The sequence below is a fragment of the Streptomyces sp. rh34 genome (assembly GCF_002551245.1).
Lineage (GTDB): Bacteria > Actinomycetota > Actinomycetes > Streptomycetales > Streptomycetaceae > Streptomyces.
In genome coordinates this window covers 1-19130 of sequence record NZ_NTGZ01000146.1, presented here as the reverse complement: position 1 = coordinate 19130, position 19130 = coordinate 1, and the positions used below count along the sequence as shown (strand labels likewise).

Below are 19130 nucleotides of genomic sequence, written 5' to 3'. Positions count from 1 at the left end.
ATGCGGGCCGGGCAGGGCGGTCCACACCGCGCGCGGAGCGCCGCCCTCGGCCAGCGCGCGCAGGAAGGCCGGGCCCTGGCCGTACCGCTCCCAGGTGCCCGGCTCCGGGACGGGGGGCGGAGGCAGTGGGTCCGGGGAGGGCTTGGACTCGGCACGGCCGTTGCGGGGCGGGACGGCGAGCTGGAGGACATCGGCGAGGCTGCCCGCGTACCGGTCGGCGACGGCGCGGCAGAGGGCGAGCAGGTCGGGCCCGAGGACCGGCTCCGGGGAGACCACGGAGGCGAGGGCGGCCAGCGCCCCCTGATAGTCGGATTCGGCGCGGCGCTCGACGATGAAGCCGTCGATCAGCCCGCCGCCCTCGCGCCGCCCGCCCTGGACGTTGCGCCCGCCGGCCCCGAACCGGACCCGCACCCGGACGCCCGGCTGTGCGTCGGCGTCCAGCTCCTCGGGGACGGCGTAGTCGAAGTACTGGTCGAGGTGGAGGACGCCCTTGTTGACCAGGACGCGGGCGACGGGCAGCTCCTCGGCGAGGGCCGCGCCGCGCCAGGTCCGCGGCTTGGCACGCGGCACCTTCGCCCGGCGCACGGTCTCCCGGATCAGCGCAAGCTGCTCCGGCGCCCCGGCACCGGGTTCGGCGGACTGCTCGTTCTCGCTGCTCACAGCTGAATTCCTACCAGAGAGCACTGACAGCGGCGGGGGCACGGCAGCGGGGCCCGGCCACCTCGATCGGTGTCCGGGCCCCGCTGTCGTACTCGATGACGCCAGCCCCGCTGTTCTCGTACGCGGGCGGTTTCGCTACAGACCGGCGGCGGCGCGCAGGGCGTCCACGCGGTCGGTGCGCTCCCAGGTGAAGTCGGGCAGCTCACGGCCGAAGTGGCCGTAGGCGGCGGTCTGGGCGTAGATCGGGCGGAGCAGGTCGAGGTCCCGGATGATCGCGGCCGGGCGGAGGTCGAAGACCTCGCCGATCGCGTTCTCGATCTTCTCGGTGTCGACCGCGGCGGTACCGAAGGTCTCCACGAACAGTCCGACGGGCTCGGCCTTGCCGATCGCGTACGCGACCTGGACCTCGCAGCGTGCGGCGAGACCGGCGGCCACCACGTTCTTGGCGACCCAGCGCATCGCGTACGCGGCGGAGCGGTCGACCTTGGACGGGTCCTTGCCCGAGAAGGCGCCGCCGCCGTGCCGGGCCATGCCGCCGTAGGTGTCGATGATGATCTTGCGGCCGGTCAGGCCGGCGTCGCCCATCGGGCCGCCGATCTCGAAGCGGCCGGTCGGGTTCACCAGGAGGCGGTAGCCCTCGGTGTCCAGCTTGATGCCGTCCTCGACGAGCTGCGCGAGCACGTGCTCGACGACGAACTCGCGGATGTCGGGGGCGAGCAGCGAGTCCAGGTCGATGTCGGAGGCGTGCTGCGAGGAGACGACCACCGTGTCCAGCCGGACCGCCTTGTCACCGTCGTACTCGATGGTGACCTGGGTCTTGCCGTCGGGGCGCAGGTAGGGGATGGTCCCGTTCTTGCGCACCTCGGACAGCCGCCGGGAGAGGCGGTGCGCGACGTGGATCGGGAGCGGCATCAGCTCCGGGGTCTCGTCGCAGGCGTAGCCGAACATCAGGCCCTGGTCGCCCGCGCCCTGCTTGTCGAGCTCGTCGACTTCTTCACCCGCGGCGGCACCCCCGACCCGCTTCTCGTACGCGGTGTCGACGCCCTGGGCGATGTCCGGCGACTGCGCGCCGATCGACACCGAGACGCCACAGGAAGCACCGTCGAAGCCCTTTTTGGAGGAGTCGTAACCGATCTCCAGAACCTTGTTGCGCACGAGGTTGGGGATGTCGGCGTAGGCCTTGGTGGTGACCTCGCCCGCGACATGCACCAGACCGGTGGTGATCAAGGTCTCGACGGCGACGCGCGAGGAGGGGTCCTCGCGCAGGAGCGCGTCGAGAATCGTGTCGCTGATCTGGTCAGCGATCTTGTCGGGGTGACCCTCGGTGACGGATTCCGAGGTGAAGAGACGGCGGGACACATCGCTCCCTGGGGTTGCAGCGGCTGCTGGCTGATCATGGGTGGTACGACCGAGAGCTGCGCTCGGCGCGTACCGTCGGCCAGTTTATCGGTCGCATCCGGCGACCGGGGCAGGTGTCTCGCCCTTTGGGAGGTTCGTGACGTGCGCCACGTGGGGCGCCAGTAGGACAATCCACCCTTCCCGGCCTGCGTTTCAGGCCTTATGGGACGATTTCGCTCGCCCGGAGGGTTGATTGTGAAATCGGCTGGAACCTGCCCGAAACCAGATCCCAGACCGTGTCGGCGAGCGCTTCCTTGGGTCCGTACGGCACCGGCGTCTCCGAGCCGTCGGCGGCGAGGACGACCGCTTCGTTCTCCTCCGAGCCGAAGGTCTTGCGCTCCCCCACCTCGTTGACCACGAGGAGGTCGCAGCCCTTGCGGCGGAGCTTTGCTCTGCCGTTGACCAGCACGTCGTCGGTCTCGGCCGCGAATCCGACGACGATCTGGTCCGGGCGGGCCCGTTCGCCGGAGACCTCGGCGAGGATGTCGGGGTTGCGGACCAGGGTGACGGCGGGCGCATCCTCGCCGTCCCTCTTCTTGATCTTGCCGGAGGCGTACGCGGCAGGGCGGAAGTCGGCCACCGCGGCCGCCATCACCACCACGTCCGCGTCGGGGGCGGCCTTCAGCACGGCCTCGCGCAGCTGGACGGCGGTGCCGACGCGGAGGACATCGGCCCCGGCCGGGTCGGGCAGCCCGGTGTTGGCCTCGATCAGGGTGACCCGGGCCCCTCGGGCCACGGCGGTGCGCGCCAGCGCGTACCCCTGCTTGCCGGAGGAGCGGTTGCCCAGGAAACGCACCGGGTCGAGCGGCTCGCGCGTGCCGCCGGCGCTGATCACCACATGGCGGCCCGCGAGGTCGGGCTCGGTGACCCCGCGCGCCAGCACCCGGCGGCAGACCTCGAAGATCTCGCCGGGGTCGGGGAGCCGGCCCTTGCCGGTGTCGACGCCGGTGAGCCGCCCGACGGCGGGCTCGATGACGACGGCTCCCCTGTGGCGCAGGGTGGCGACGTTCTCCTGGGTGGCCGGGTGCTCCCACATCTCGGTGTGCATGGCGGGAGCGAAGACCACCGGACAGCGGGCGGTCAGGAGCGTGTTGGTGAGGAGGTCGTCGGCGAGCCCGTGGGCGGCCTTGGCCAGCATGTCCGCGGTGGCCGGGGCGACCACCACGAGGTCGGCGCCCTGCCCGATCCGCACGTGCGGGACCTCGTGGACGTCCTCCCAGACCGCGTCGGACACCGGGTGGCCGGAGAGCGCCGACCAGGTCGCGGCCCCCACGAAGTGCAGCGACGCTGCGGTCGGGACGACCCGCACGTCGTGGCCGGACTCGGTCAGCCGGCGCAGCAGCTCGCACGCCTTGTAGGCGGCGATGCCCCCGCTGACCCCCAGGACCACCTTCGGCTTGTCCACTGCGTCTCCCCGCACTCGGCAACGTAAGGCAACGTACGCGTCCCATGCTGCCTCACCGCACGGAACGCGTTCATCCGGCCCCGGACACACCTCAGGCCCGGCGGACGGGCCGCCGGGCCTGGAGTGAAGGTGCCGTGGTGCTCCTGCGTTACTGCGCGGGGCCCTCGATGGCCTCGGAGGTCAGCAGGCCCGCGTTGATCTCGCGGAGTGCGATCGAGAGCGGCTTCTCGTGCACGTGGGTGTCGACGAGCGGACCGACGTACTCGAGGAGGCCTTCACCGAGCTGCGAGTAGTACGCGTTGATCTGGCGGGCGCGCTTGGCCGCGTAGATCACCAGGCTGTACTTCGAGTCGGTGGCTTCGAGGAGCTCATCAATCGGCGGGTTGATGATGCCCTCGGGCGTGGTGATGGAAGAGGACACTCTCTGCCTTCCGAAGGGGGTGTAGATCAAAGATCAAAGAGATCTGAACGATCGCGGAGATCTAGGCCTGAAGCATCAACGTTAGCAGCTCACGCGCCACGTCCTCGACGGAGGTGTTGACGAGCGTCGTATCGAACTCGGCCTCGGCGGCCAGTTCGATCTTCGCGGCGGCGAGCCGGCGCTCGATGACCTCGGGGGCCTCGGTGCCCCGGCCGGTGAGCCGGCGCACCAGCTCCTCCCAGCTCGGCGGCGCCAGGAAGACCAGACGCGCGTCGGACATCGACTGGCGGACCAGCCGGGCGCCCTGGAGATCGATCTCCAGCAGGACGGGCTCACCGGCCTCCAGACGGTCCAGCACGGCGCGCCGGGGCGTGCCGTAGCGGTTGCCCGCGAACTCGGCCCACTCCAGCAGTTCGCCGTTGGCGACGAGCTTGTCGAACTCCTCGTCGTCCACGAAGAAGTAGTGGACACCGTTGCGCTCCCCGGGCCGCGGCTTGCGTGTCGTCGCCGACACGGAGAGCCAGACCTCGGGGTGCACGGTGCGCATATGAGCGACGACCGTGCTCTTGCCGACCCCTGAGGGGCCGGAGAGCACGGTCAGTCGCGGACGTACGTCCGGGGGTACGGGGGACGTCCCCCGGAATGTTGCAGCCATGGGGCGATTATCCAGGTTCTCAGGAGTGCCTGAGAACGTCAGGCGGGGCTGCCGCCGAACTCACGCTCCAGGGATGCGATCTGATTGGAGCCAAGACCCCTGACCCGGCGGCTCTCGGAGATACCGAGACGCTCCATGATCTGCTTGGCGCGGACCTTGCCGACGCCCGGCAGGGACTCCAGCAGTGCGGAGACCTTCATCTTCCCGATGACGTCGTTCTCCTGGCCCTGCTTGATGACGTCGTGGAGGGAAGCGCCGGAGTGCTTGAGTCGATTCTTGACCTCGGCCCGCTCCCGGCGAGCCGCGGCGGCCTTTTCGAGCGCGGCTGCGCGCTGTTCAGGGGTAAGGGGCGGAAGAGCCACGCCTACGTCACCTCGGATGTCGATCTGTCGGATACGGACCGGCGGGGAAGCTGGACGCCACCCACCTGGTGAGTGGAGAACACACTGTGCTCGTCCGCTCTCGACGGAGACTAGCGGCAAGGGCCGCTCTAGTCAGCGAGAACAGACGAAAAGTCCTGGTCAGCTGTGGCCGACCAGGATTTTCCCGACATATCGACCAGGTTTCTCGTCAGTATTTCGTCAACACGCTGTAAACGTGTCAGGGTCAGCTGCCGGATACGGCGCCGCGGACCTCGTCCGCGAACCGCTCGGCGGCTTCGCGCAGCCCGGACGCGTCCGGGCCATGGCGCAGCACGCCCCGGCTCACGCTGGGCACCACGTTGCCCACCGCGTCGCCGAACACCGCCGGAAGATCCGCCGGGGTCGCCCCCTGGGCGCCGATGCCGGGCGCGAGGAGCGGCCCGTTGATCGCCAGGTTCACCCCCGCGTCGCCGAGCGTCGCGCCGACCACCGCGCCGACCGAGCCGAGCGGGGCGGCCCCGGCGTTCTCGGCGGCCATGTGGTCGAGCATCAGCTGGGCGAGGGAGCGGCCGTCGGCGGCCGTGGCCCGCTGGACCTCGGCGCCCTCCGGGTTGGAGGTCAGGGCGAGCACGAAGACGCCCGCGCCGGAGGCGGCGGCCGCGTCGAGCGCCGGGCGCAGTGAGCCGAAGCCCAGGTACGGGGAGAGCGTCACCGCGTCCGAGAAGAGCGGCGAGTCCTTGTCCAGGTAGGTCGCCGCGTAGGCGCCCATCGTGGAGCCGATGTCACCGCGCTTGGCGTCCATCAGGACGAGCGCGCCGGCCGCCCGTGCCTCCCCGACCGCCTTCTCCAGGACGGCGACGCCGCGCGAGCCGAAGCGCTCGAAGAACGCGGACTGCGGCTTGAGGACGGCGACCCGGTCGGCCAGCGCCTCCACGACGGTCCGGGTGAAGCGCTCCAGGCCCGCGATGTCGTCGTTCAGGCCCCAGGAGGTGAGCAGGGAGGCGTGCGGGTCGATGCCGACGCAGAGCGGCCCGCGGGTGTCCATGGCGTGCCGCAGGCGGGCGCCGAAGGGTTCGAGCGTCACAGGGCGGCCTTCTTCCGGGTCTCGGCGCCGACGGCCTCGGCGAGGGTGGCGTACGGGGAGGCGGCGAGCCGGGCGGCGAGGCCCTGGTGGATCGCGCGGGCGTAGCAGGGACCCTCGTAGATGAAGGCGCTGTAGCCCTGGACGAGGGTGGCCCCGGCGAGGATGCGCTGCCAGGCGTCCTCGGCGGTCTCGACGCCCCCGACGCCCACCAGCGTGATTCGGTCCCCCACACGGGCGTACAGGCGGCTCAGGACCTCCAGCGAGCGCTCCTTGAGGGGTGCGCCGGAGAGTCCGCCGGTCTCCCCCACCAGGTCGGGTGCCGACTTCAGGCCCAGGCCCTCGCGGGCGATGGTGGTGTTGGTGGCGATGATGCCGTCCAGGCCCAGCTCCACGGCGAGGTCGGCGACCGCGTCGACGTCCTCGTCCGCGAGGTCCGGGGCGATCTTGACGAGCAGGGGGACGCGCCGGGTGGTGACGGTGCGGTCGGCGGCCTCGCGTACGGCGGTGAGCAGCGGGCGCAGCGACTCGGTGGCCTGGAGGTTGCGCAGACCCGGGGTGTTGGGCGAGGAGACGTTGACGACCAGGTAGTCGGCGTGGGCGGCGAGGGCCTCGGTGGACTTCACGTAGTCGGCGGCGGCCTCGGCCTCGGGCACGACCTTGGTCTTGCCGATGTTGACGCCGACCGTGGTGCGGAAGACGGGGTTGCGTGCGGCCAGGCGGGCGGCGACGGCGGCGGAGCCCTCGTTGTTGAAGCCCATGCGGTTGATCAGCGCGCGGTCCGCGACGAGCCGGAAGAGGCGCTTCTTGGGGTTGCCGGGCTGCGGTTCGCCGGTGACGGTGCCGATCTCGATGTGGTCGAAGCCGAGCATCGCCATGCCGTCGATCGCGACGGCGTTCTTGTCGAAGCCGGCGGCGAGCCCGAAGGGGCCGTGCATCCGCAGGCCGAGGGCCTCGGTGCGCAGCTCCTTGAAGCGCGGGGCGAGGGCGGCGGCGACGAAGGTGCGCAGGACGGGGACGCGGGCGGCGAGGCGGATCCACCGGAAGGCGGCGTAGTGGGCCCGCTCGGGGTCCATCCGCGTGAAGACCAGCCGGAAGAAGAGCTTGTACATGAAGAGATGTCCTTGGTGCTCGGTGTGCTCGACGTGGCTCGCGAAGAGGGGGACACCGTTTGACGGTGTCCCCCTCTCCGGGCCGCTAGTCGCGGGCCGCTGTCAGATGCTCGGCGTGTTCCTGGAGGGAACGGACCCCGACGTCACCGTGGTTGAGGGCGTCGATGCCCTGGACGGCGGCGGCGAGCGCCTGGACCGTGGTCAGGCACGGTACGGAGCGGGCGACGGCCGCGGTGCGGATCTCGTAACCGTCGAGCCGGCCGCCGGTGCCGTACGGCGTGTTGACGATGAGGTCGACCTCGCCGTCGTGGATGAGCTGGACGATGGTCTTCTCGCCGTTCGGACCGGTGCCCTCGGACTGCTTGCGCACGACGGTGGCGTTGATGCCGTTGCGCTTGAGGACCTCGGCGGTGCCGGAGGTGGCCATCAGCTCGAAGCCGTGGGCGACCAGTTCACGGGCCGGGAAGATCATCGAGCGCTTGTCGCGGTTGGCGACCGAGATGAACGCGCGGCCCTTGGTGGGCAGCGGGCCGTAGGCGCCGGCCTGCGACTTGGCGTACGCGGTGCCGAAGACCGAGTCGATGCCCATGACCTCGCCGGTGGAGCGCATCTCCGGGCCGAGGACCGTGTCGACGCCCCGGCCGTGGATGTCGCGGAAGCGCGACCACGGCATCACGGCCTCCTTGACGGAGATCGGCGCGTCCAGCGGCAGGGTGCCGCCGTCGCCGGTCTTCGGCAGCAGGCCCTCCGCGCGCAGCTCGGCGATGGTCGCGCCCAGCGAGATGCGGGCGGCGGCCTTGGCGAGCGGGACGGCGGTCGCCTTGGAGGTGAAGGGGACCGTGCGGGAGGCGCGCGGGTTGGCTTCGAGGACGTAGAGGATGTCGCCGGAGAGTGCGAACTGGATGTTGATCAGTCCGAGCACGCCGACGCCCTTGGCGATGCCCTCGGTGGAGGCGCGCAGCCGCTTGATGTCGAAGCCGCCGAGCGTGATCGGGGGCAGGGCGCAGGCCGAGTCGCCGGAGTGGATGCCGGCCTCCTCGATGTGCTCCATGACGCCGCCGAGGTACAGCTCGGTGCCGTCGTAGAGGGCGTCCACGTCGATCTCGATGGCGTCGTCGAGGAAGCGGTCGACCAGGACCGGCCGGGTGGGGCTGATCTCGGTGGACTCGGAGATGTACGAGGCGAGGCGCGTCTCGTCGTACACGATCTCCATGCCGCGCCCTCCGAGCACGTAGCTCGGACGGACCAGGACCGGGTAGCCGATCTCGTCGGCGATGGCCTTGGCCTCGCCGAAGGTGGTGGCGGTGCCGTGCTTGGGCGCGGGCAGTCCGGCCTCGGCCAGGACCCGGCCGAAGGCGCCGCGGTCCTCGGCGGCGTGGATGGCCTCCGGGGAGGTGCCGACGACGGGCACGCCGTTGTCCTTGAGCGCCTGCGCGAGGCCGAGCGGGGTCTGGCCGCCGAGCTGCACGATGACACCGGCGATCGGGCCCGCCAGCGACTCGGCGTGCACGATCTCCAGGACGTCCTCCAGGGTGAGCGGCTCGAAGTAGAGCCGGTCGGAGGTGTCGTAGTCGGTGGAGACGGTCTCGGGGTTGCAGTTGACCATGACGGTCTCGTAGCCCGCGTCGCTCAGGGCGAAGGAGGCGTGCACGCAGGAGTAGTCGAACTCGATGCCCTGGCCGATGCGGTTGGGGCCCGAGCCGAGGATGATCACGGCCGGCTTGGTGCGGCTCGCGACCTCGCTCTCCTCGTCGTAGGAGGAGTAGAAGTACGGCGTCTTCGCGGCGAACTCGGCGGCGCAGGTGTCGACCGTCTTGTAGACCGGGCGGATGCCGAGCGCGTGCCGGACCTCGCGGACGACGTCCTCGCGCAGCCCGCGGATCTCGCCGATCTGGGCGTCGGAGAAGCCGTGCCGCTTGGCCTCGGCGATCAGGTCGGCGTCGAGGCGTTCGGCGGAGGCCAGCTCGTCGGCGATCTCCTTGATCAGGAAGAGCTGGTCGACGAACCAGGGGTCGATCTTCGTGGCGTCGAAGACCTCCTCCTGGGTGGCTCCGGCCCGGATCGCCCGCATGACGGTGTTGATCCGGCCGTCGGTCGGACGGACCGCTTCCGCGAGCAGCTCGGCCTTGTCGCCGGCCGGGCCGGTGAAGGCGAACTGCGAGCCCTTCTTCTCCAGCGAGCGCAGGGCCTTCTGGAGCGCCTCGGTGAAGTTCCGGCCGATCGCCATGGCCTCGCCCACCGACTTCATGGTGGTGGTGAGGGTGGAGTCGGCGGAGGGGAACTTCTCGAAGGCGAAGCGCGGGGCCTTGACGACGACGTAGTCGAGGGTCGGCTCGAAGGAGGCCGGCGTCTTCTCGGTGATGTCGTTGGGGATCTCGTCCAGGGTGTAGCCGACGGCCAGCTTGGCGGCGATCTTGGCGATCGGGAAGCCGGTGGCCTTGGAGGCGAGCGCCGAGGAGCGGGAGACGCGCGGGTTCATCTCGATGACGATGACCCGGCCGTCGGCGGGGTCGATGGCGAACTGGATGTTGCAGCCGCCGGTGTCGACGCCGACCTCGCGGATGATCGCGATGCCGACGTCGCGCAGCCGCTGGTACTCGCGGTCGGTGAGCGTCATCGCGGGGGCGACGGTGATGGAGTCGCCGGTGTGGACGCCCATCGGGTCGAAGTTCTCGATGGAGCAGACGACCACGACGTTGTCGTTCCTGTCGCGCATCAGCTCCAGCTCGTACTCCTTCCAGCCGAGGATGGACTCCTCCAGGAGCACCTCGGTGGTCGGGGAGAGCGTGAGGCCCTGTCCGGCGATGCGGCGCAGCTCCTCCTCGTCGTGGGCGAAGCCGGAGCCGGCGCCGCCCATGGTGAAGGAGGGGCGGACGACGACGGGGTAGCCGCCGAGGGTGTCGACGCCGGCGATGACGTCGTCCATGGTGTGGCAGATGACGGAGCGGGCGGACTCGCCGTACCCGGTCTTCTCCTTGACCGCCGCGACGACGCCCTTGAAGAGGTCGCGGTCCTCGCCCTTGTTGATCGCCTCGACGTTGGCGCCGATGAGCTCGACGCCGTACTTCTCCAGGACGCCGTTCTCGTGCATGGAGATCGCGGTGTTCAGCGCGGTCTGGCCGCCGAGGGTGGGCAGGAGCGCGTCGGGGCGCTCCTTGGCGATGATCTTCTCGACGAACTCGGGGGTGATCGGCTCGACGTAGGTGGCGTCGGCGATCTCCGGGTCGGTCATGATCGTCGCCGGGTTGGAGTTCACCAGGATGACGCGCAGGCCCTCGGCCTTGAGGACGCGGCAGGCCTGGGTGCCGGAGTAGTCGAACTCGGCGGCCTGGCCGATGACGATCGGACCGGAGCCGATGACCAGGACGGACTGGATATCGGAGCGCTTAGGCACGCTGGCCCTCCATCAGGGAAACGAAGCGGTCGAAGAGGTACGCGGCGTCGTGCGGGCCGGCGGCCGCCTCGGGGTGGTACTGGACGCTGAAGGCGGGCCGGTCCAGGAGCTGGAGCCCCTCGACCACCTGGTCGTTCAGGCAGACGTGGGAGACCTCGGCACGGCCGAACCCGGTGTCGGAGACCTTGTCGAGCGGGGCGTCGACGGCGAAGCCGTGGTTGTGCGCGGTGACCTCGACCTTGCCGGTGGTGCGGTCCTGCACCGGCTGGTTGATGCCTCGGTGGCCGTACTTCAGCTTGTAGGTGCCGAAGCCGAGCGCGCGGCCGAGGATCTGGTTGCCGAAGCAGATGCCGAAGAGCGGGGTGGACCGTTCCAGGACGCCGCGCATGAGGGCGACCGGGTGGTCGGCGGTGGACGGGTCGCCGGGGCCGTTGGAGAAGAAGACGCCGTCGGGGTTCACGGCGTACACCTCCTCCAGGGTGGCGGTGGCGGGCAGCACGTGCACCTCGATGCCGCGCTCGGCCATCCGGTGGGGGGTCATGCCCTTGATGCCGAGGTCGATCGCGGCGACGGTGAACTTCTTCGTGCCGATCGCGGGAACGACGTAGGTCTCCTTGGTGGCGACCTCGGCGGAGAGGTCGGCGCCGGTCATCTCGGGGGCCTGGCGGACCCTGGCGAGGAGGGTGCCCTCGTCGGGGATCGCGTTGCCGGAGAAGATCCCGACGCGCATCGCGCCGCGCTCGCGCAGGTGGCGGGTGAGGGCACGGGTGTCGACGCCGCTGATACCGACGACGCCCTGCGCCACCAGCTCCTCGTCCAGCGAGCGCTGCGAGCGCCAGTTGGAGGGCTTGCGGGCGGGGTCGCGGACGACGTAGCCGGAGACCCAGATGCGGCCGGACTCGGGGTCCTCGTCGTTCACGCCGGTGTTGCCGACGTGCGGGGCGGTCATGACGACGACCTGGCGGTGGTACGAGGGGTCGGTCAGCGTTTCCTGGTAGCCGGTCATGCCGGTGGAGAACACCGCTTCGCCGAAGGTCTCCCCCACGGCCCCGTAGGCACGGCCGCGGAAGGCGCGGCCGTCCTCCAGGACGAGTACGGCGGGGGTCTGGTCCCCCCGGGTGGAGATCGTCATCGTGCGGTGCCTTCCGTAGTGGTGCTGGTGAGGTGGGTGACGGCGTCGACCCAGGCCTGGTGCTCGGCGGCGCGGTCGGAGCGGAAGCCGGAGTCGATCAGCGTCTCGCCGTGCGCCCAGGTGATGATCAGCAGGCCGCCCTCGGGGAGGACCTTGCCGGCGAGCGCCTTGTCGAGACGGGCCTCGCGCAGGGCTTCTGCCGGGACGAAGAAGTCGGCCGCCCCGGGGCGTTCGACGTACAGTCCGCGCGAGGTGAGCGTGAGCTCGGTACGGCTGCGGGTGCCGAGGCCGTGCGCGACGATCCGGTCGAGCCACTGCCCGGCGGTGGTGGACGCGTGGTAGCGCCCCTGAAGCGTCAGGAGCGGCTCGTCGTCGGCGAAGCCCTCGGGGGCGGCCGGGAGCTCGGGCAGGCCGGACTGGAGGCTGGCGCGCCATTTCCAGCCCTGGCGCATCAGCCAGTAGACGAGGGCGATGAAGACGAGCAGGCCGACCACCCAGGCGATGCGGGCGGCCCAGTCCGTCACTTCCGCCGACTTCTGCTCGGCGGCCAGGTGGTACAGGGGGGTCAGAGTTGTCACGCGAGCTTCCCGTCGACGACCGTGGCACGGCCCCGCAGGAAGGTGTGGGTGACACGGCCCGGCAGCTCACGGCCCTCGTAGGGGGTGTTTCGGCTGCGGGACGCGAAGCCCGCGGGGTCCACGGCTCCACGGTATGCCGGATCGACCAGGGTGAGGTTGGCGGGCTCACCCGCCGAGACGGGGCGGCCGTGTCCTTCGAGGCGGCCGATGGCCGCGGGGCGGAAGGACATGCGGTCGGCGACGCCCGCCCAGTCGATCAGGCCGGTGTCCACCATCGTCTGCTGGACGACCGAGAGCGCGGTCTCCAGGCCCACCATGCCCATGGCGGCCGCGGCCCACTCGCAGTCCTTGTCCTCGTGCGGGTGCGGGGCGTGGTCGGTGGCGACGCAGTCGATCGTGCCGTCGGCGAGCGCCTCGCGCAGGGCCAGGACGTCGGCCTCGGTGCGCAGCGGCGGGTTCACCTTGTAGACCGGGTTGTAGGTGCGGACCAGGTCGTCGGTGAGGAGGAGGTGGTGCGGGGTGACCTCGGCGGTGACGTTCCAGCCCTTGGACTTGGCCCAGCGGACGATCTCGACGGAGCCGGCGGTGGAGAGGTGGCAGATGTGGACGCGGGAGCCGACGTGGGCGGCGAGGAGGACGTCGCGGGCGATGATCGACTCCTCGGCGACGGCGGGCCAGCCGCCGAGCCCCAGTTCGGCGGAGACGATGCCCTCGTTCATCTGGGCGCCCTCGGTGAGGCGGGGCTCCTGGGCGTGCTGGGCGACGACGCCGTCGAAGGCCTTCACGTACTCCAGGGCGCGGCGCATGATCACCGCGTCGTCGACGCACTTGCCGTCGTCGGAGAAGACCTTCACCCCGGCGGCGGAGTCGTGCATCGCGCCGAGCTCGGCGAGCTGCTTGCCCTCCAGGCCGACGGTGACGGCGCCGACGGGCTGGACGTCGCAGTAGCCGGACTCCTTGCCGAGGCGCCAGACCTGCTCGACGACGCCGGCGGTGTCGGCGACGGGGAAGGTGTTGGCCATGGCGTGCACGGCGGTGAAGCCGCCGACCGCCGCGGCCTTGGTGCCGGTGAGGACGGTCTCGGAGTCCTCACGGCCGGGCTCGCGCAGATGGGTGTGCAGGTCGACCAGGCCGGGCAGCAGGATCTGTCCCTCGGCCTCGATCACGGTGGCGTCGGCGGCGTCGATGCCGGTGCCCACCTCGGTGACGGTCTCGCCGTCGATCAGTACGTCCTGCGGCTCGCCGCCGAGGATCCGCGCACCGCGGACAATGATCTTGCTCATGGTTACTTGTTCTCCTCGGTACGGGCGGGGGCGGCGGACAGCGCGGTGTCGGAGCCGCCGAGCAGCAGGTAGAGCACGGCCATGCGGATGGAGACGCCGTTGGCGACCTGCTCGACGACCGTGCAGCGGTCGGAGTCGGCGACCTCGGCGGTGATCTCCATGCCGCGGACCATCGGGCCGGGGTGCATGACGATGGCGTGCTCGGGCATCTTCGCCATCCGCTCGCCGTCCAGGCCGTAGCGGCGGGAGTACTCGCGCTCGGTCGGGAAGTACGCGGCGTTCATCCGTTCACGCTGCACACGCAGCATCATCACCGCATCGGACTTCGCCAGCACGTCGTCGAGGCTGTAGCTGACGTCGCAGGGCCACTTCTCGACGCCCACGGGCACGAGGGTGGGCGGGGCCACCAGGGTGACGTGCGCGCCGAGCGTGGTCAGCAGGTGGACGTTGGAGCGGGCGACGCGGCTGTGGAGGATGTCGCCGACGATCGTGATGCGGCGGCCGTCCAGGTCACGGCCGAGCCCGGCGTCGGCTCCGACGAGCCGGCGGCGCATCGTGAAGGCGTCCAGCAGGGCCTGGGTGGGGTGCTCGTGGGTGCCGTCCCCGGCGTTGACCACGGCGCCGTCGATCCAGCCGGAGGTGGCGAGCCGGTAGGGGGCGCCGGAGGCTCCGTGCCGGATGACGACGGCGTCGGCGCCCATCGCCTCCAGGGTCAGCGCGGTGTCCTTCAGGGACTCGCCCTTGGAGACGGAGGAGCCCTTGGCGGAGAAGTTGATGACGTCGGCGGACAGCCGTTTGGCGGCTGCCTCGAAGGAGATGCGGGTGCGGGTCGAGTCCTCGAAGAAGAGGTTGACGACGGTACGGCCGCGCAGGGTGGGGAGCTTCTTGATCGGCCGGTCCGCGACCCGGGCCATCTCCTCGGCGGTGTCGAGGATCAGGACGGCGTCGTCGCGGGTGAGGTCGGCGGCCGAGATGAGGTGACGCTTCATCTGGGGGTTCTCCGGGTTGCTGGAGGGAGTTTCAGGCATACGGGCGCGCAGGAGCGGCCGTACGTCCTCGAAAGGGCGTACGGGAGGGTTCGAGCTACTGCGTGTCCGCGGGGGCGGCCTGCTTGACGCCCAGCAGCACGGCGTCGCGGCCGTCCTCCTCGGCGAGCTGGACCTTGACCGTCTCCCGCAGCGACGTGGGGAGGTTCTTGCCGACGTAGTCCGCGCGGATCGGAAGTTCCCGGTGGCCGCGGTCGACGAGGACCGCGAGCTGTACCGCGCGTGGGCGGCCGATGTCGCCGAGCGCGTCGAGGGCGGCGCGGATCGTGCGGCCGGAGAAGAGCACGTCGTCGACCAGGACGACCAGGCTGCCCTCGATCCCCTCGCCGGGGATGTCGGTACGGGCCAGGGCGCGCGCCGGGCGCATCCGCAGGTCGTCGCGGTACATGGTGATGTCGAGCGATCCGACCGGCGTCTTCCGGCCGGTGATCTCCTGGAGTTTCTCGGCGAGCCGACGGGCGAGGAAGACGCCCCGGGTCGGGATGCCGAGCAGCACCACGTCGTCGGCGCCCTTGGCGCGTTCGACGATCTCGTGGGCGATACGGGTCAGAACACGGGCGATGTCGGGGGCCTCGAGAACGGGGCGTGCCGCGTTGCCGGTGTGGTCGTGCTGTGCGTCCATAAGAAACGGACCTCCTTCTCCGCCTCACGGGACGGATCGTTAAAGGACGTCGAAATTGCGTCATCCACGCTACCAGGGCTTGCGCTCGGCCCTGGACCCGCCCCCGGGAGGTGCCGGTCCGGACCATTCGGCTTGACGCATCCAAGTAACGCTGCGTAACCTCACAGTGAGTTACCAGCCACGCGGCGGAGCCGCACACTGTTCCAGCGTCCGGGGAGCCATATGTCCAGCGAATACGCAAAACAGCTCGGGGCCAAACTCCGTGCCATCCGCACCCAGCAGGGCCTTTCCCTCCACGGCGTGGAGGAGAAGTCCCAGGGACGCTGGAAGGCCGTCGTGGTCGGTTCGTACGAGCGCGGCGACCGCGCCGTGACCGTCCAGCGCCTCGCCGAGCTGGCGGATTTCTACGGGGTCCCGGTGCAGGAGCTGCTGCCCGGCACGACGCCGGGCGGGGCCGCCGAGCCGCCGCCGAAGCTCGTCCTGGACCTGGAGCGCCTCGCCCACGTCCCGCCGGAGAAGGCCGGTCCGCTGCAGCGCTACGCGGCGACCATCCAGAGCCAGCGCGGTGACTACAACGGCAAGGTGCTCTCGATCCGGCAGGACGACCTGCGCACGCTCGCCGTGATCTACGACCAGTCGCCGTCCGTGCTCACGGAGCAGCTCATCAGCTGGGGCGTGCTGGACGCGGACGCGCGCCGCGCCGTCTCCCACGACGAGGGCTGAGCGAGCGGGGGCGGGGCCCCACAGCAGAAACGTGCCGCCGGGCGGGCGGGGACCTTCGGGCCCCGCCCGCCCGGCGTTTCCGTTCCCCCGCCCGCGCCCCCGGTCCCTCGGACCCGGCGGGGCTCCCGGGTACGACGAAGGGCCCACGGTCGGCTGACCGTGGGCCCTTCGTGGTGTGTGCGACCGAACCGTCGCGGCGGGGCTACTGCTCCCGGCGGAGGTTCGGCTTCAGGTCCTTGAAACGGGCCAGCAGGCCGTTCACGAAGGACGGGGAGTCATCGGTGGAGAACTCCTTGGCGAGCTGGACGGCCTCGTCGATCACCACGGCGTCCGGGGTCTCGTCCATCCAGATCAGCTCGTACGCACCGAGCCGCAGGATGCTCCGGTCGACGACCGGCATGCGGTCGATCTCCCAGTCCACGGCGTAGGTGACGATGAGGTCGTCGATCCGGTCCGCGTACTGCGCGTACCCCTCGACGAGCTCCATCGTGAATTCGCCGACCGGCGGCTGACGGTCGTCGGTCCGCGCGTGCCGAACCCAGTCCGCGAGCACGGTCTGCACGGACTCACCGCGCTGGTCGGCCTCGAAGAGGATCTGGAAGGCGCGCTTGCGGGCCTTGTTCCGGGCAGCCACGGTTAGCTGTTCACCCGGCCGAGGTAGTCGCCCGAGCGGGTGTCGACCTTGATCTTCTCGCCGGTGCTGATGAAGAGCGGCACGCCGATCTCGTAACCGGTCTCCAGCGTGGCGGGCTTGGTGCCGCCGGTGGAGCGGTCGCCCTGGACGCCCGGGTCGGTGTGCTGGATCGTCAGCTCGACCGCGGCGGGCAGCTCGACGTAGAGCACCTCGCCCTCGTGCTGGGCGACGGAGGCGGTGAAGCCCTCGATCAGGAAGTTGGCGGCGTCGCCGACGGCCTTGCGGTCGACCATGAGCTGGTCGTAGGTGTCCATGTCCATGAAGACGAAGTACTCGCCGTCCATGTACGAGAACTGCATGTCGCGGCGGTCAATGGTGGCCGTCTCGACCTTCACGCCGGCGTTGAACGTCTTGTCGACGACCTTGCCGGAGAGCACGTTCTTGAGCTTGGTGCGCACGAAGGCGGGGCCCTTGCCGGGCTTGACGTGCTGGAACTCGACGACGGACCAGAGCTGGCCTCCGTCGAGCTTGAGCACCAGGCCGTTCTTGAGGTCGTTCGTGGAAGCCACGGTTGCGGAATCTCCTGGACTGAAGCTGGTGGAACGACCGCGGATGCGCGCTAGAGCGCGAGCAGCTCCTTGGTCGTCATGGTGAGTAGCTCGGGTCCGCCGTCCGCCTCGGGGCGCACGACGAGCGTGTCATCGATCCGGACACCGCCCCGGCCCGGGAGGTGGACCCCCGGTTCGACGGTGACCGGCACACAAGCGTCCAGTTTACCCATGGCTGTAGGTGCCAGTTGCGGGTCCTCCTCGATTTCGAGCCCCACGCCGTGCCCGGTCCTCGGCTGAAGACCCTCTCCGTGCCCCGCCGACTCCAGCGGATACCGGGCCGCGCGGTCCACGTCCCGATAGGCGGCCCCCGGCGCCAGGGCTTCCCGGCCGGCCCGCTGAGCGGCGAAAACGAGGTCGTAGAGCTCGATCTGCCACTCGGCGGGGGCGGTGCCGATGACGAAGGTCCGGCCGATCTCGCAGCGGTAGCCGCGGTAGCTCGCCCCGAGGCGCACGGAGAGGAAATCACCCTCCTCCACCCTGCGGTCCGAGGGCCGGTGCCGCCCCTGACCGGAGTTGGGGCCGGTGGCCACGGAGGTGGCGAAGGCGGGGCCGTCGGCCCCGTGGTCGACCAGGCGGCGCTCCAGTTCCAGGGCGAGGTGCCGCTCGGTGCGGCCTACCAGGATCGATTCGAGGAGTTCACCGAGGGCCTGGTCGGTGATCTCGGCGGCGATCCGGAGGCAGCCGATCTCCTCCTCGTCCTTGACGATCCGCTGCTGCTCCACGGTGAAACCCAGATCGGCCAGCCTCAGGCGCGGGGCGGCCTTCCCCATGGCGCGGTGCCGGGCCACGCTCAGATCGTGCTCCTCGACGGCGAGCGAATCCGCGCCCGCCGAGGCGGCGAGGCCCGCGGCGGCGACCACCGGGTCCTCGTCCGGGACGGGCAGGAGATCGATCCGGAGCGCCTCGTCGGGCCGCCCGTTGGCGGGTTCGCCGCTCGGGGCGCGGGGGCAGAGCAGAACGTCCTCGCCGGGGCCGAGCAGCAGCACGGCGCCGGGCGGCGCTCCGCCCGCGAGATAGCGGACGTTGGCGGGCCGGGAGACCAGCGCGGCCGCGGAGCCCGCGGCGGCGCACCGGTCGCGGAGCAGCCCGCGTCGGACGGCGTGCACCTCTGACATGGTTCGAGCGTACGAGCGGGGGCGGCGGCCCGCCCGGCCAGCGCACCCGACCGGGGACCGCGGCACTGTGGGAGCGGTGGCTACCAGGCCGGCGGGCTCGCGATGGAGCGGGCCAGTACGTCGTCCAGGACGCGGGCGGTGGTCTCGACGTCGTACGTGGAGTTGTCGATGATCGGGAGGCCGGAGCCGTACCAGCCGGCCATCCGGCCGTGGATGCGGGCGACCTCCTCGTCGGAGAGCCTGCGGTTGCCGCTGCGGGCGGCGTTGCGCTCCAGGACGATCTCCAGGCCGGGCAGCAGGACCACGGGCAGCAGGCCGGGGCCCACGTGACGCTTCCAGCCGCCGAGGCCGACGACCGGACGGTCGGGGAAGACGGCGTCGTCGAGGATGCAGGAGATGCCGTTGGCGAGGAAGTTGCGGGCGGCGAAGCCGCAGGTGCGGCGGGCCAGGCGGTACTGGGCCTCGGAGTGGTCGTTCCAGCCCGCCTGCGGATCGGCGAAGCCGGAGCGGACCCATTCACGGACGTCGTCGAGGGAGACATGGGCGGTGGGCACCCGGCGGCGGGCCGCCCAGAGCTTGGCGACGGTGGTCTTGCCCGCCCCGGCCGGGCCGATGAGCAGGACGGCGAGCGTCGCGCCGCCGGTGCCGGCCCCGGCGGGCGGTGCGGGCAGCGGAACGGGACCGCCCGGGGGCAGCTGGACGTGCCCGGTGACCTGCCCGGCGGGCGGCGGCGTGGGTCCGGTACCGCTCCAGCCGGGCCCTGGGGCCTGGCCGGGGGCGGGAGGCTGCTGGGGCCGGCCCTGGGCCGGCGGAGGCGGGGCCTGGCCGGGCGGCGGGGATATCGGGGGCGGGCCGGGGTGGCTCTGTCTCTTATACACATCTCTGAGCGGGCTGGCAA

General features: G+C 71.0%; 18 protein-coding genes and 1 pseudogene. 1 reads left to right on the top strand and 18 read right to left on the bottom strand.

Annotation, left to right across the window (positions count from 1 at the left end):
• From CR470_RS24060 to pyrR, 14 genes and pseudogenes are all read right to left on the bottom strand, one after another.
• A pseudogene (locus tag CR470_RS24060) lies at positions 1-660 on the bottom strand (primosome assembly protein PriA); the annotation flags it as partial.
• Positions 661-795: 135 nt separating this feature from the next.
• Positions 796-2019, bottom strand: a complete 1224-nt coding sequence (metK, locus tag CR470_RS24055; protein ID WP_097869626.1) for a methionine adenosyltransferase — start codon at positions 2017-2019, stop codon at positions 796-798.
• Between the two features lie 199 nt (positions 2020-2218).
• Positions 2219-3463 carry a bifunctional phosphopantothenoylcysteine decarboxylase/phosphopantothenate--cysteine ligase CoaBC gene (gene coaBC / locus CR470_RS24050; RefSeq protein WP_097869627.1) on the bottom strand — a complete coding sequence of 415 codons (1245 nt, stop codon included), beginning with the start codon at positions 3461-3463 and terminating at the stop codon, positions 2219-2221.
• A 148-nt stretch (positions 3464-3611) separates the two neighbouring features.
• Positions 3612-3884 carry a DNA-directed RNA polymerase subunit omega gene (gene rpoZ / locus CR470_RS24045; protein WP_003970369.1) on the bottom strand — a complete coding sequence of 91 codons (273 nt, stop codon included), beginning with the start codon at positions 3882-3884 and terminating at the stop codon, positions 3612-3614.
• Positions 3885-3945: 61 nt separating this feature from the next.
• Positions 3946-4539, bottom strand: coding sequence for a guanylate kinase (gmk, locus tag CR470_RS24040; RefSeq protein ID WP_097869625.1), 594 nt, complete (start codon positions 4537-4539; stop codon positions 3946-3948).
• A gap of 38 nt (positions 4540-4577) precedes the next feature.
• Positions 4578-4901, bottom strand: a complete 324-nt coding sequence (locus tag CR470_RS24035) for an integration host factor (RefSeq protein ID WP_040019917.1) — start codon at positions 4899-4901, stop codon at positions 4578-4580.
• Between the two features lie 244 nt (positions 4902-5145).
• A complete protein-coding gene (pyrF, locus tag CR470_RS24030; RefSeq protein ID WP_097869624.1) occupies positions 5146-5985 on the bottom strand; it encodes an orotidine-5'-phosphate decarboxylase in 840 nt (279 codons plus the stop codon).
• On the bottom strand, positions 5982-7094 hold the full coding sequence (locus CR470_RS24025) for a quinone-dependent dihydroorotate dehydrogenase (RefSeq protein ID WP_097869623.1): 1113 nt from the start codon (positions 7092-7094) through the stop codon (positions 5982-5984). The genes pyrF and CR470_RS24025 overlap by 4 nt, the downstream gene beginning before the upstream one ends.
• Before the next feature lie 85 nt (positions 7095-7179).
• Positions 7180-10488, bottom strand: a complete 3309-nt coding sequence (gene carB / locus CR470_RS24020; protein WP_097869622.1) for a carbamoyl-phosphate synthase large subunit — start codon at positions 10486-10488, stop codon at positions 7180-7182.
• A complete protein-coding gene (gene carA / locus CR470_RS24015) occupies positions 10481-11620 on the bottom strand; it encodes a glutamine-hydrolyzing carbamoyl-phosphate synthase small subunit (protein WP_097869621.1) in 1140 nt (379 codons plus the stop codon). Before carA ends, carB begins: the two co-directional genes overlap by 8 nt.
• On the bottom strand, positions 11617-12198 hold the full coding sequence (locus tag CR470_RS24010; protein ID WP_097869620.1) for a PH-like domain-containing protein: 582 nt from the start codon (positions 12196-12198) through the stop codon (positions 11617-11619). Before CR470_RS24010 ends, carA begins: the two co-directional genes overlap by 4 nt.
• Positions 12195-13481 (bottom strand): dihydroorotase, encoded by a 1287-nt coding sequence (locus tag CR470_RS24005; protein WP_097869619.1) that lies wholly within the window; start codon positions 13479-13481, stop codon positions 12195-12197. Before CR470_RS24005 ends, CR470_RS24010 begins: the two co-directional genes overlap by 4 nt.
• A 2-nt stretch (positions 13482-13483) precedes the next feature.
• Positions 13484-14470 carry an aspartate carbamoyltransferase catalytic subunit gene (locus CR470_RS24000; protein ID WP_047175695.1) on the bottom strand — a complete coding sequence of 329 codons (987 nt, stop codon included), beginning with the start codon at positions 14468-14470 and terminating at the stop codon, positions 13484-13486.
• A gap of 94 nt (positions 14471-14564) precedes the next feature.
• Positions 14565-15149 (bottom strand): bifunctional pyr operon transcriptional regulator/uracil phosphoribosyltransferase PyrR, encoded by a 585-nt coding sequence (gene pyrR / locus CR470_RS23995; protein ID WP_097869618.1) that lies wholly within the window; start codon positions 15147-15149, stop codon positions 14565-14567.
• Between the two features lie 222 nt (positions 15150-15371).
• Between pyrR and bldD the strand changes: the two genes are divergently transcribed.
• Positions 15372-15872, top strand: coding sequence for a transcriptional regulator BldD (gene bldD, locus CR470_RS23990; protein ID WP_003970358.1), 501 nt, complete (start codon positions 15372-15374; stop codon positions 15870-15872).
• Positions 15873-16074: 202 nt separating this feature from the next.
• Here the strand turns inward: bldD and nusB are convergent, their stop codons facing one another.
• The 4 genes from nusB to CR470_RS23970 all read right to left on the bottom strand — a co-directional run bounded on the left by nusB (position 16075) and on the right by CR470_RS23970 (position 19110).
• Entirely contained in the window at positions 16075-16506 is a 432-nt protein-coding gene (gene nusB / locus CR470_RS23985) for a transcription antitermination factor NusB (protein WP_097869617.1), read from the bottom strand.
• Between the two features lie 2 nt (positions 16507-16508).
• Positions 16509-17075, bottom strand: coding sequence for an elongation factor P (gene efp, locus CR470_RS23980; RefSeq protein WP_007453234.1), 567 nt, complete (start codon positions 17073-17075; stop codon positions 16509-16511).
• 50 nt (positions 17076-17125) lie between these two features.
• On the bottom strand, positions 17126-18232 hold the full coding sequence (locus CR470_RS23975; protein ID WP_097869616.1) for a M24 family metallopeptidase: 1107 nt from the start codon (positions 18230-18232) through the stop codon (positions 17126-17128).
• An 80-nt stretch (positions 18233-18312) separates the two neighbouring features.
• Positions 18313-19110: an AAA family ATPase gene (locus CR470_RS23970; protein ID WP_097869615.1), complete on the bottom strand. Its 798-nt coding sequence runs from the start codon at positions 19108-19110 to the stop codon at positions 18313-18315.
• Positions 19111-19130: the final 20 nt, after the last annotated feature.